Genomic DNA, 13,328 nt, shown 5'->3' on the forward strand with positions numbered 1-13,328 from the left:
CTATGTTTGTAAACTCTTTTAAGGACCATGAGTGTTTTGGTCTTTTTCGAAACTTAGAAACAGTCAAACTTGACAACCAATTTTAGGACGGGACATAATATGTCAAATAAACCGACAGCGACGTGACGGTTTATTGTTTGATATTCTCTTGTTTTTAATGCGAATTCAATATAAAAATTTATCTTCAGATTGTGGAAGATGGGAACAGTTTGTGTGATCTTTATATTGGGTAATGTTTGAAGACTTTCCGAAGGCCAAATCCCTGTGGCGTTCGCCTTCACTATCTTCACATATTCTTCGGATTGAATACTTTTTCTTATAACTCAAGCTGTCTTAAGATTAAGACGATTTTCGGTATTCCATTGGAGACATTCCAATATGTTTTTTAAAGAATTTCCCAAAAGTCGATTGATCAGAGAAGTTCAATAGGTCGGCCACCTGCTGGACAGTAATCTGAGGGGTTTTCAATAAGATTTTTGCTTCAACAACCAAGGCGTCATCGATCCATTTATTGGCTGATTTCCCTGTTAATTCTTTTAATACCAGTGACAAATATTGGGGAGTTATAAATAATTTATCTGCATAAAACGTAACGACATGATGCTCCTTCACATGTTCGAAAAGTAATTGCAAGAACATATTGAGAATTTCCTCTTTGCGTGAAAGGGTCGTTCGATGCATAACGTCTTTCTTTTCGACCATAATATTGGCAATTTCCAATAAAAAACCGACAAAAGCATTTTGCATCACCTCTTTATGGAATGAATGCGTGCGCAATCTGATTTTTTCTCTTAACGCATTGAAACAGTCGGCAATATGCAAAGAGTCGTTTTGATTGAATGTTGTACACGGATTCTTGCGTAATTGCATATAATTCATCATAGAAGGGCTCCGTTTGGCCGGATTACAATCTTCTAAAAATGATTTGTCAACAGCTAATAATATCCCTTTAAAGTCAGAACTTGTTTTAGCCACTTGAAAAATATGTGTCGGCATAATAATCAAAAAACTATTCGCCCCTAGTGTATAGGGGACATAATCCAGGCTGACCTCTGTTGTGCCTTGTTGAACCAGAATCATAAACAACGCATTCAAGCGGATGGGAGAGGTATACCCTTCATGACAAAGTTCTTGGTTTGAAACTCCTGCATCAAGATCTGTAATCGTAAACACGTCTTGAAAATTATCACTTCCTATAATGTGATCATTCAACTCTGCCATTTCTATAATCGGGAGCTTCTCCATTTTGCCTAATTTATTGATTTGATTATATATAGTTATAGAAAAGAGACCATAACAGTTTCGTTTTCGACCAACAAATATAGATTTATTTCTTTTAAAAGCAAAAGAAAGTCCTTTTTGTCTTTCTTTTTTGACCAATCCTGTAACAGAATAAACCTTTTCGGTTTCCAATTATTGACAGAACTTTGCCACAGGAATAAAAAAGTCAATAAAACTGTTTTTTCAATTCAGGTATTTAGTCGATAATAATCCGCTATTCGTCGATAATTCTAAGTAGATAAACGGTTTCTCTTTGTACACAGGATAGAAGAGCGATACCTTTACGGTATTAATTTTAAAGATATAAATTATGGAGTTATAAAATGACAATTGTTAAAACCCAGATCATAATAATGGCTTTGGATCTATTTTCACAGTATGGTATCAAAAGTGTGAGTATGGATGATATCGCTCGAAACATGGGCATTTCCAAACGTACATTATATAGTTTTTTTGATGATAAAGAGACCTTGTTAGTAGAAAGTTTACTCTACCTCAATCAACAACTCAAGCAATATTTCAAAGAATTGAAGAAAGGGACATATACTGCGGTTGATATTATTATTTTATTTCACCAAAAAGCAATGGAGCGCCCCAGATGGTACAGTCGAAAATTCTACGAAGATCTGAAACGCTATCCCAAAGCGGTAGAGATGAAAAATGGAGAGAAAGAAGAATTCACAGAGGTTTGTATCTCACTGTTTGACAAAGGAGTAAAAGAAGGAGTATTTCAAAAAGAGGTCAATTTTGAAATTATGGCATTATTAGCCAAAGAACAATTTAAAATGCTCCACCCTTCAAAGTCATTTTCAAAACATTCCAATACGGATGTATATAATACGGTGTTATTCACTTTTCTTAGGGGAATATGCACAGATAAAGGACGGGTAATTCTGGATAGCTGGATTAGAAAAAAACAATTGAACATCATTCAGAATTAAGGTAAAAAAGTAGATAGGTTAGAAATTTAATTTGTATTTAAATGAAACGATTAGTGTGTAACAAAAAGATGATGTGGGTAGTATTATTCATACTGCCGTCTTTAGCTTTAACAACGCTCAACGCACAACAACCGATCGTGCTCGACTTGGAAAAAGCACTAGAGATTGCGTTGAGTGAAAATCCGACAGTGAAGGTCGCCGATCAGGAAATCGAGAAGAAAAAATATGCCAAAAAAGGGGCATATGCCGCTCTGTTTCCTCAAATAAGTTTTAGCGCCGATTATACACGCACGCTGAAAAAGCAGGTGATGTATATGGATTTTGACATGAGTAGTATACCTGGTATGGGTGGAGAAGAAGGAGGAGATGCTGGAGCTTCTGCCGGCAGCAACGATGGTTTCGAAGTAGGGCGTGACAACAACTGGAGCATGGGATTCTCAGCGAGTATGCCCCTGATCAATGCGTCATTATGGAAAAGCCTTGCGTTATCCGGATTAGATGTTGAGTTGGCTATAGAACAGGCTCGCTCTTCTAAAATCGATATGGTCAATCAGGTCAAGAAAGCATTCTTCGGAGTGTTGTTGGCCAATGATTCTTACGAAGTTTTTAAAGTAAGTTTCGATAATGCCATGAAGAATTACCTGGACATTAAACAGAAATATGAGCAAGGGACAGTCGCCGAATACGATCTGATTCGCGCTGATGTGACTGTTAAAAATACCGAACCGAATGTCTTACAGGCTGAGAATGCATTAGCACTGGCGAAATGGCAGTTAAAGGCACTACTGGGGATGGATCTTGATCTGTCGATTGCCTGTGAGGGTCAATTAACCGATTTTGAGTCGAATTTGCTGGGCGACTATCTATCTACTGATACCTCTTTGGGAGAGAATACCACTCTTAAACAGATGGATATTCAGGTCAATCAGTTAAAACAGACATTGACCATGCGGAAATTCGACTATTTACCGACATTATCACTGACTTCGATGTATCAATGGAGTGCGATGAATAACGACTTTAAATTTAAAGATTACAGATGGAATCCATACTCTATTTTAGGAGTATCGCTTAGTATTCCTCTGTTTTCGGGAGGAAGCCGTTTGAATAATGTGCGACAATCTAAAGTCTCTATGCTCCAACTCAATCTGCAAAGGGAAGATACGGAGAGAAATCTGCAGTTGGCTGTTAAGCAATATATGGATAACATGTCTACTTGTATCAAACGATTTGATGCCTCACAAAAAGGGGTCAAACAGGCTGAACGTGGCTATACCATTGCTCAAAAACGGTATGAGACAGGAGCAGGTACTCTTCTGGAGTTAAACGATGCTGAATTGGCGATGACTCAGGCAAAGCTAAACTTTAATCAGGCCATTTATGACTATATGGTGGCCAAATCTGATTTGGAAAAAACACTTGGTAAACAAAACTAAAAATGAGAACAACAATAAAATCTGATGATAAAATGAAAACGAACAATTTGTTGAAATTGATTCCAACTGCTACAATACTTGCTTTATTGATCTCTTGTTCGGGAGGTGAAAGTAAAAATGTGGAGACAAAGGATGAAAAGGTAAAAGTAAAACTGGAAACCGTACATTTGCAAAATGTAGATCAGATTGCCGATTTTACAGCAACTGTAGAGGCCAACATTACAAACAACATAGCCCCTCAATCACCCGTGCGTATTCAAAAATTGCATGTGGAAGTCGGTGATCATGTACGTGCCGGACAACTACTGGCCACCATGGATGCCACCAATCTGAAACAGACGCAATTGCAACTGGAGAATCTGGAGACGGAATTCAAACGCATCGATGAGCTGTATAAAGTAGGAGGAGCGTCTAAATCGGCATGGGATGCACAGAAAACGCAATTGGAAGTCAACCGTGCCATACTCAAAAATCTGGAAGAGAACAATAAACTAACCAGTCCGATTAACGGCATTGTTACCGCTCGCAATTACGACAATGGGGATATGTACGGTGCCTCACCTGTTTATGTGGTCGAAGAGATTCGCCCGGTTAAACTGATGTTACATGTTTCGGAGCAGTATTTTGTCTATGTAAAAAAAGGGATGGATGTTCAAATCAAACTGGACGTATACGGAGATGAAGTTTTCCAAGGAAAAATACATCTGATACACCCAACAATCGATCCTAACACGCGTACTTTCCCTATTGAGGTGAGAATTAACAATAATGACGAACGTGTTCGTCCCGGAATGTTTGCACGCATTCAATTGACCTTTGGCGCATTGGATCATGTAGTTGTTCCCGACCAAGCGATTGTTAAGCAGACCGGATCAGGTGACCGCTACATTTATGTGTATAAAAACGGCGTTGTCTCCTATCAGAAAGTGGAATTAGGACGTCGCATGGGCAATCGCTATGAAGTATTATCCGGTGTTTCCGACGGAGACCGGGTAGCTATAACAGGGTTAAGCCGTTTAACAAACGGACAAGAAGTAGAGGTTGAAAACTAAGTAAAGTAGGAAAATATGAGTTTATATGGAACAGCGGTAAAAAAGCCGGTTACTACAGCTCTTGTGTTTGTGGCTGTCGTAATTATGGGACTTTTTTCTTTAACACGATTGTCTGTTGACTTGCTGCCGGAAATCGAAACCAACATGATTATGGTGATGACGGCTTACAGTGGAGCAAGTGCCTCAGATATAGAAATGAACGTAACAAAGCCGTTAGAGAACACACTTAATAGTGTGAGCAACTTAAAAAATATCACCTCTCAATCCAAGGAGAACATGTCTATTGTGACATTGGAATTTGAGTATGGTACAGATATCGACGTAGCCACCAATGACATCAGGGATAAGTTGGACATGGTGGAATCGGCTCTTCCGGATGCGGTAAATAATCCGATTATATTCAAATTCGGTACAGACGATATTCCGATCCTGATCCTGTCGGTGACAGCGGAAGAGAGCACGAACGCTTTATACAAAATCCTGGACGAGAAGATTGCGAACCCGTTAGCACGTGTCAGCGGGGTTGGAGCGGTGTCTATTTCCGGTACTCCGATCCGTGAGTTACAGATCTATTGTGATCCTTACAAATTGGAAGCTTACGGTCTGACTATCGAAACAATCTCTTCAGTTATCGGACAAGAAAACAGAAATACCCCGGCCGGTAGCATCGATATCGGTTCCAACACCTATTCATTGCGCGTACAAGGTGAATTTACCGATGCCAAACAGATGGAGAGCCTCGTGGTCGGAACATCGAACGGACGGACGATCTATCTGCGTGACGTTGCCCGTATTCAGGACACCGTGGAAGAACGCGCTCAGGAAGCCTACAACAATGGTGAACGCGGAGGGATGATCATTGTTCAGAAACAATCGGGTGCCAACTCTGTAGAAATTGCGAATAAGGTGAACGCCATGCTTCCGGAGTTGCAGGCCAGCTTACCTTCCGACGTCAAACTGGGTATTATTGTGGATACCTCCACGAATATTTCTAATACGATCCAGAGTTTGGTCGAAACAATCATGGTGACATTCATCATCGTTATGCTTGTCGTATTTGTCTTCCTGGGACGTTGGAGAGCTACATTTATTATTATCCTGACTATTCCGATCTCATTGATCGCCGCTTTTGCTTATTTGCTGGCATCGGGTAATACATTAAATATTATTTCACTCAGTTCACTCTCCATTGCTATCGGTATGGTAGTGGATGATGCTATTGTAGTTTTAGAAAACATTACCACCCATATTGAACGAGGCAGCAAACCGAAACAAGCAGCAGTACATGCAACCAATGAGGTGGCAATCTCGGTTATTGCTTCTACATTGACCATGTTGGCGGTGTTCTTACCATTAACCATGGTAACCGGTATGGCTGGTATCTTATTTGAACAGTTAGGATGGATCGTTAGTATCATTATGATTATCTCTACTATAGCGGCATTGACACTGATACCTATGCTTTGTTCACAAATGCTTCGGTTAGATCCGAAGAAAGGGAAATTGTATACCCTGTTCTTCACTCCGATAGAAAAAGCATTGAACAAATTGGATATCTACTATGCCCGATTCTTAAGTTGGGCAGTGCGTCACAGGAAAACAGTTATCGTAGGTGCTTTTCTGATATTTATTGGAGCCATGTTTTTACTCCCGTTAGTAAAAACTGAATTCTTCCCGACTCAGGATAATGCCCGTATCGCAGTCAATGTTGAGTTGCCTATTGGAACACGACAGGAGATCACACGTGAACTGGCGATCCGGATAGACAATGAACTACGAGCAAAATATCCTGAGATTGAAGTGTCAAACTTCAGCGAAGGACAAGCCGGAGAAGATAATACCTTCGGACAGTTAAGTGCTAGTGGTACACATATCATTGAATTCAACATCAGTCTCTATAGTGTTGGTTCCCGCCTGGAGAAAAGTGGTTCTAACAGGGGATTGATTGAGATTTGTGATCTGATCCGTCAGGATCTGGCAGAATATAGTGAAATTAAAAAATACGAAGTACTTGCCGGTGGTGGTATGTCGATGGGAGGTGAAACGAGTGTAGATATTGAAATTTACGGTTTCGACTTTGAAGCGACTGATATGGTAGCTAACCAGATTGCCGAACGTATGCGTAATTACAAAGGGACTTCGCAGGTAAACATTAGCCGTGAAGATTATATTCCGGAATACCAGGTTGACTTCGACCGTGAAAAACTGGCATTGAACGGATTGAATGTAACGACCGCTTCGATGTATCTGCGCAACCGGATCAATGGGTCATTGGCATCACAGTATCGTGAGGATGGGGATGAATATGATATCCGTGTCCGTTATGCACCCGAATTCCGCCAATCATTGGAAAGTATAGAAAATATCATTATGTACAATAACCTGGGGCAAGGTGTTCGCATCCGCGACGTTGGTACGGTTGTTGAGCGTATGACCCCTCCGACTATCGAACGCAAAAACCGTGAACGTGTAATCACTGTTTCTGCAATGGTAGGACCTACCGCTACATTGAGTGACGTGGTGGCTGCGGCAAATAGTGAAATGCGCAGTATGGATATTCCGTCAGGTATCGGCTGGCAGCTGGGTGGTACATATGAAGATCAACAGGATACCTTCCAGGAATTAGGTGTATTGATGCTTCTAATCATCATCCTGGTTTTCATTGTAATGGCGGCACAATTCGAGTCACTTGTCGACCCATTTGTTATTATGTTCTCCATCCCATTTGCGTTTGTGGGTGTGATTCTCGGATTGACTATTACCCAAACACCTCTTGGAGTAATGGCACTCATCGGAGTTATCATGTTGCTGGGTATTGTGGTAAAGAACGGTATTGTGTTGATCGACTATACGATCCTCTGCCGTGAACGTGGAATGAGTATCCTTACAGCGGCTGTAGCAGCAGGAAAGTCACGTCTTCGTCCGGTGCTTATGACTACATTAACAACGGTCTTGGGGATGATCCCTATGGCTATAGGTACTGGTGAAGGTGCTGAAATGTGGCGCCCTATGGGGATGACAGTTGCTTGGGGATTAGCTGTATCTACATTGATTACGCTGATTATCGTACCGGTTGTATATAGTGTATTTGCCGGTAATGGGGTAAAACGCAGACGCAGAAAATTTGCCAAACTCCGTCATTTGGAAGAACTTTAAAATTAATGATGGATGGTGAATGATTAATAACACATTTACCATTCATCATTAATAATTAATCATTAATAATTAATCATTAATAATTAGAAGAATGAAAGCTGTATTTATATCCTTTAATCAAGCATATTACGAGATGATTCTAACCATTATGGATCGCAATAATATCCGCGGATTCACTCATTGGGAAACAGTACAAGGACGTGGCAGTAAAACCGGCGAGCCCCATTTCGGCAGTCATGCATGGCCAACACTTAATTCAGCGATCATGGCGATCGTGGATGATCAAAAGGTAGCTGGTTTTCTGGATTTACTCCATAAATTGGATAAACAGACAGAAGCACAGGGATTACGCGCTTTTGTATGGAACATCGAACAAACGATTTAAGCCATGATCCCAAATGTAATCAGGTTCACATTAATCAGGAAGAAAGTAAGAGGATTGTTTTTAATCGCAATCCTCTCTCTTCTGTGTGGGGTCTTGGAAATATACCTGTCGCATATACTTGGCTTTGGACAGGGGAAATTTATCTTACTTCTTTTGGGATTAGTTTCTTTTTTGGTCGTCGCTTTCTGCCTGGGTAGTCTTTACCAATTGCGGAAAGAGAAATTTACAGGAATGTATATCTCTGATGAAGGGGTCAACGATATTTCTACGGGCAATAATATTGGAACAGTTTTATGGAAAGATGTTGAAAGTATCAAAATCATGTCCGATCTGGGAAAGCCGGATTGGAAATATATGGTATTGATAGTCTCTAATCCCAACGAGTATATCCAGCGGGAAATCAGCCGTAGCAAACGTAGGACACTGGACTTGAAACTACAGTATTACGGTTCTCCGATCTGTTTTTCCAACAGGGCTTTGAATTGTACCTTTGAACAGTTAAAAGACGCTATATTCTGCAAATACAATCAGTATAAAGAGACTCACTCAGAGAAAGAACAGTAACATACAGAAAGAGGGTACCCATTGTGGATACCCTCTTTCTGTATGTTTCGGAAGAAGTATTATTTATATCTTATCCATTTAATCATCTCTTTCAGACTCGGTTTCTTGCCATACATCAGGATTCCTACCCGATATATTTTTGCCGAAAGCCAGACGATTGCGATAAAAGAAGGATACAGAATAGCCACCGACAACAACTTCTCCCATAACGGTATTTCGAAAGGAATACGGATCATCATCACAATAGGTGATGTAAATGGGATCATTGAACACCAGAATGCCAAAGGCCCATCCGGATTGTCCATACTATAGATACCGGCATATAACGCAAATGCCATAAAAAGCGTAATGGGTACTAGAAATTGTTGTGTATCTTCCTGACTGTCTACAGATGAACCGATAGCAGCAAATATAGAAGCGTACATCATATACCCGCCGACAAAAAAGACAACAAAATAAATCCCGATCTCCGTAAAATTGATCGTAGAGATCATTTCAAGCCATTCTGCTCCCTGTGTCAATCCGGCAGTCTGCATCTCCTGCTGCATAGCAAGCATATCTGTGGCATTGAAACTAACCTCTCCTGCCATAACCAAACTGGCTATAAGAAACAGAATCATGGTCAGTATTCCCCACAAAAAAATCTGTGTTAACCCAACAAATCCAATACCTATAATCTTACCCATCATCAAATCAAACGGACGTACAGAAGAGATCATAACCTCTACGATCCGATTGGTTTTCTCTTCCATGACGCCTTGCATGACCATCGAACCATAGATCATAATAAACATATACACGATCATCGTAAAAATGATACCAACAATGGAAGCGACCATTGCCGAAGAGGCTTTCTCGCTGCCGTCATCACTCCACTTCATCGTCTGGATCTGAAAATCCACTTTGCTCTCATGAATGATCTGTTGCAGATTGGGGATATTGAATGTCGCAAGTTTATCTTGTTCCATTTGCCTACGGATTGTTTGATCGACCAACCGACTTAACTCACCAGGCACCTGTTTCTCCGAATAAAGAAATGCCGCTTTGGGCTGCAGAAGCAAATCATCGGTAATATTCAGAATAGCAAATATCTCCTTATCCGGATTTTTACGATAGCTTTCCAGCGACTCTTCACTCTGAATAAAACGGAAGCTTTCCGTATCTTCAAACAAAGGGGCATATTTACCTGTAGCATCTACAATAGCAACCGTTCGCACTTGCCCATCTTTTATTGTCGACAGCCATAGGGGTACAAAGATCAAAGCGACCACCAAAAAAGGCATAAATATTGTCAGTAGAATAAAGGACTTCTTATTGACTCTGCGTAAATATTCCCGTTTAACAATTAACCCGATTTTGTTCATCATTGTATGGTGTTAGTGGCAGATACCGTTTGAATAAAAATGTCATTCATCGAAGGAACCTCTTCTTCAAAAGAAAAGATTTCACAACCTGAAGCCAATATTGTTAATAATTCGGAATTACTGATCTCAGCTCTTTTATGAATATACAATTCCGTTATATCTCCTTGCTGTTTCTCCGATAAAACGGTACAACAATCTGGCAACACCGTATATCCCGAACCTATTTTCAATAAAAAATTATTCGTTTTAAACCGGTTACGCACTTCTGTCACATTACCCGACAAAACAACTTTCGAATGATTGATCAATGCGATCTCATCACAAATCTCTTCCACAGAGGCCATATTATGGGTTGAAAAAATGATGGTATGCCCCGCTTCTTTCAATTCCAATATCTCCTGCTTCAGGCGCTCCGCATTAATCGGATCGAAACCACTAAAAGGTTCATCAAAAATCAACAGAGCCGGCTCATGAATAATCGTGATAATAAATTGTACTTTCTGCTGCATTCCTTTGGATAGCTCTTCCAGTTTTTTATTCCACCAGGGCATGATCTCGAATTTCTCAAACCAACGGATAAGCCTTTCCCGAGCCGTTTGGTAAGAAAGTCCTTTGAGTTGAGCCAAATAAATGGCTTGTTCTCCGACTTTCATCTTTTTATAGAGTCCACGTTCTTCAGGTAAATACCCTATCTGATAAATATCATCCGGTCGGGATTCATGACCATTAAACCTGACCGTACCACTATCTGGCGCTGTAATCCTGTTTATAATACGGATCAAAGTCGTTTTTCCGGCACCGTTCGGTCCTAATAAACCAAATATTTTTCCTTGAGGAACCTTGATACTTACATGATCCAAAGCCAGATGAGCCGCATATTGCTTGACTATATCCTCCGTTTCTAAAAAAAACATTCTAATTTGAATTACATTTTTATGACAATACGTTCTCCTAATTCCTTACAAAGAACATTTTTTATTTCATTCAACTGGGTCAGCCGCATCATCTGCGCGATCACCTTCTCCTGATCACCGTTGGCGTGAGCCTCTTTGATCTGCGCGTGAGTCTCTTTGATCTGATGAGAAATATAAGCGTCTTTCAACGCATAGATATCTTTAAGTACGATCTGTTCCAATTTGTCCTCCTCCTGCTCTATCTCCCGAAAACGCGTATGATATTTACTCAATTGGTATTTCTCACTGATCAGATTGGCCGCCAAACGGCTAACGCTCGGATCGGGATGCGCCAGAAAATAACGACTGGCTTTAAATTCCTCTTCTTTACATTTTAAGGCGGCCTCATCCAATATGGCTTTAAACAGTGGAGTCTGGAAACTCAGATCATCCCGTTCCAAATCAAAAAGGATATAATCAGCCACACGCCAGACGATCTTTTCTTTCGTCTCTTCATCGATATAATCATACAATACCTTCTCTCCATACCGGATTACATAACGCAATAACGCAATTTCATAAGACTCGAACGGAGACTGTTTGAGCATCGTAGTTGCTTGAACACTATCTGAAGAAATAGGCGAAGACTCTCCATCTGCCAGATAATCCTCTGGGGGTGGAGGAAGCAAATCGTCCGGAGGAGAAGGTGTTGTCCCGACCTCTCCCTGGTTTAAATTATTCGTTCCCGAAGAGGCCGTCTGCGATCCGTTCGGGGATACCGGTGAAGAAACTCGTTTTTCATTATTCCTAAGCTGTATCTTATTGACCTCATTCAATAATAATCGTTCATCCACCTCCAACATTCTGCTACATTCACGGATATAGACAGAACGGGCTATATTATCAGGAATAATCGCTACGGATTGGATAATATCATTGATCAGAGTCGACCGTTTTATCGGATCTCCAGCCGCCTCATCCAGTAACAATTTCGTTTTAAAACGGATAAAGTCCACTTCATTCTTCCGAATGAACTCATTAAAAGCTGTGGCATTATGTTTACGGGCAAATGAGTCGGGATCTTCTCCGTCGGGCAAAAGAACAACCTTAATATTCATTCCCTCTTCCAACAACATATCAATCCCGCGAATGGCCGCTTTTATCCCGGCAGCATCCCCGTCGTAGAGTACGGTTATATTATTTGTAAACCGTTTGATCAGACGAATCTGTCCATGTGTCAAAGCAGTTCCCGATGAAGCGACAACATTCTCTACACCGGCCTGATGCATGGATATCACATCCGTATACCCCTCGACCAGGTAACAGCGGTCGGCCTTTACGATCGGTTGTTTGGCAAAATAGATCCCATAAAGTTCATTGCTCTTATGATAGATCTCACTTTCCGGGGAATTGACATATTTTGCAGTCTTGTCATCCTTCTTCAACGTTCGTCCGCCAAAAGCGATCACCTTTCCACTGATCGTATGAATGGGGAAAAGGACACGTCCGCGAAAGCGATCATTCACATTCCCGTTTTCATAGGCAATGATCAGGCCGGTTCGCTCCAGAAAATCCTTTTTATACCCCTCTTTCGTCGCTGATTTATAAAGCGCATCACGCTGATCCAAGCTATACCCTAATTGAAATTTTCGGATAATATCATCCCGAAAACCACGTTCGATAAAATAGCGGTAACCGATATCTTTTCCTTCACTGCTTTCGAAAAGCTGCGTTGAAAAATAGTGCTGTGCCCACGTGTTCACAATCAACATACTTTCGCGATCTCCTCTGGCCTGTTTCTCCTTATCCGACAACTCGCGTTCCTGAATCTCGATATTGTATTTCTTAGCCAGAAAACGTAACGCATCAAAATAGGTCAACTGTTCATGTTTCATGATAAAGTGAACAGCCGTTCCTCCTTCACCACAGGCAAAACATTTACAGATATTTTTAGCCGGCGACACATAAAACGAAGGAGTCTTATCGGTATGAAAAGGGCAAAGACCAACATAGTTGACCCCTCGCTTACGAAGAGTCACAAAATCGGAAACCACATCATAAATATTTGCAGTATCCAGTATACGATCTATAGTGAGTTGATCGATCACGGTTCTGTTTTAGCCTTACAAAGGTACGATTATTTCCGCTTAGACGTAAACATCCCAGACACAATATTAAAGAAGTAGACGACTTGATTTTTTGAATATGCTATTTACCTGTTCATCAGAATTAAGAGATTGAATTTTTATTACCTTT

At 40.7% G+C, this 13,328-nt stretch carries 10 protein-coding genes; 6 read left to right on the forward strand and 4 right to left on the reverse strand.

What is annotated here, in order from left to right; genetic code table 11:
• Positions 1-339: 339 nt before the first annotated feature.
• A complete protein-coding gene (locus M2135_RS04115) occupies positions 340-1,245 on the reverse strand; it encodes a helix-turn-helix transcriptional regulator (protein WP_280747337.1) in 906 nt (301 codons plus the stop codon).
• Between the two features lie 365 nt (positions 1,246-1,610).
• Between M2135_RS04115 and M2135_RS04120 the strand changes: the two genes are divergently transcribed.
• The 6 genes from M2135_RS04120 to M2135_RS04145 all read left to right on the forward strand — a co-directional run bounded on the left by M2135_RS04120 (position 1,611) and on the right by M2135_RS04145 (position 8,815).
• Positions 1,611-2,222 (forward strand): TetR/AcrR family transcriptional regulator, encoded by a 612-nt coding sequence (locus M2135_RS04120; RefSeq protein ID WP_280747489.1) that lies wholly within the window; start codon positions 1,611-1,613, stop codon positions 2,220-2,222.
• A gap of 41 nt (positions 2,223-2,263) precedes the next feature.
• A complete protein-coding gene (locus tag M2135_RS04125) occupies positions 2,264-3,658 on the forward strand; it encodes a TolC family protein (RefSeq protein ID WP_280747338.1) in 1,395 nt (464 codons plus the stop codon).
• Between the two features lie 32 nt (positions 3,659-3,690).
• On the forward strand, positions 3,691-4,710 hold the full coding sequence (locus M2135_RS04130; protein ID WP_280747490.1) for an efflux RND transporter periplasmic adaptor subunit: 1,020 nt from the start codon (positions 3,691-3,693) through the stop codon (positions 4,708-4,710).
• 15 nt (positions 4,711-4,725) lie between these two features.
• Entirely contained in the window at positions 4,726-7,866 is a 3,141-nt protein-coding gene (locus tag M2135_RS04135) for an efflux RND transporter permease subunit (RefSeq protein ID WP_280747339.1), read from the forward strand.
• A 91-nt stretch (positions 7,867-7,957) separates the two neighbouring features.
• Positions 7,958-8,251 carry a PG0541 family transporter-associated protein gene (locus M2135_RS04140; RefSeq protein ID WP_280747340.1) on the forward strand — a complete coding sequence of 98 codons (294 nt, stop codon included), beginning with the start codon at positions 7,958-7,960 and terminating at the stop codon, positions 8,249-8,251.
• Between the two features lie 3 nt (positions 8,252-8,254).
• Positions 8,255-8,815 (forward strand): STM3941 family protein, encoded by a 561-nt coding sequence (locus tag M2135_RS04145; protein WP_280747341.1) that lies wholly within the window; start codon positions 8,255-8,257, stop codon positions 8,813-8,815.
• A 59-nt stretch (positions 8,816-8,874) separates the two neighbouring features.
• On the opposite strand, the gene M2135_RS04150 is transcribed toward M2135_RS04145, so the two are convergent.
• The 3 genes from M2135_RS04150 to dnaG are packed head-to-tail and all read right to left on the reverse strand — an operon-like array spanning position 8,875 to position 13,180.
• Positions 8,875-10,179 carry an ABC transporter permease gene (locus tag M2135_RS04150; protein WP_280747491.1) on the reverse strand — a complete coding sequence of 435 codons (1,305 nt, stop codon included), beginning with the start codon at positions 10,177-10,179 and terminating at the stop codon, positions 8,875-8,877.
• Positions 10,179-11,093: an ABC transporter ATP-binding protein gene (locus M2135_RS04155; RefSeq protein ID WP_280747342.1), complete on the reverse strand. Its 915-nt coding sequence runs from the start codon at positions 11,091-11,093 to the stop codon at positions 10,179-10,181. The genes M2135_RS04150 and M2135_RS04155 overlap by 1 nt, the downstream gene beginning before the upstream one ends.
• A gap of 11 nt (positions 11,094-11,104) precedes the next feature.
• Positions 11,105-13,180 (reverse strand): DNA primase, encoded by a 2,076-nt coding sequence (gene dnaG / locus M2135_RS04160; protein WP_280747343.1) that lies wholly within the window; start codon positions 13,178-13,180, stop codon positions 11,105-11,107.
• Between the last annotated feature and the right edge of the window lie 148 nt (positions 13,181-13,328).

It is taken from the genome of Parabacteroides sp. PF5-9 (assembly GCF_029893105.1).
Classification (GTDB): domain Bacteria; phylum Bacteroidota; class Bacteroidia; order Bacteroidales; family Tannerellaceae; genus JARXWG01.

Bases quoted from the DNA above. Each gene is read 5' to 3' on its own strand.
- M2135_RS04115 (WP_280747337.1), bottom strand. From the start codon at position 1,245: ATGGAGAAGCTCCCGATTATAGAAATGGCAGAGTTGAATGATCACATT.
- M2135_RS04125 (WP_280747338.1), top strand. From the start codon at position 2,264: ATGAAACGATTAGTGTGTAACAAAAAGATGATGTGGGTAGTATTATTC.
- M2135_RS04130 (WP_280747490.1), top strand. From the start codon at position 3,691: ATGAAAACGAACAATTTGTTGAAATTGATTCCAACTGCTACAATACTT.
- M2135_RS04135 (WP_280747339.1), top strand. From the start codon at position 4,726: ATGAGTTTATATGGAACAGCGGTAAAAAAGCCGGTTACTACAGCTCTT.
- M2135_RS04140 (WP_280747340.1), top strand. From the start codon at position 7,958: ATGAAAGCTGTATTTATATCCTTTAATCAAGCATATTACGAGATGATT.
- M2135_RS04145 (WP_280747341.1), top strand. From the start codon at position 8,255: ATGATCCCAAATGTAATCAGGTTCACATTAATCAGGAAGAAAGTAAGA.
- M2135_RS04150 (WP_280747491.1), bottom strand. From the start codon at position 10,179: ATGAACAAAATCGGGTTAATTGTTAAACGGGAATATTTACGCAGAGTC.
- M2135_RS04155 (WP_280747342.1), bottom strand. From the start codon at position 11,093: ATGTTTTTTTTAGAAACGGAGGATATAGTCAAGCAATATGCGGCTCAT.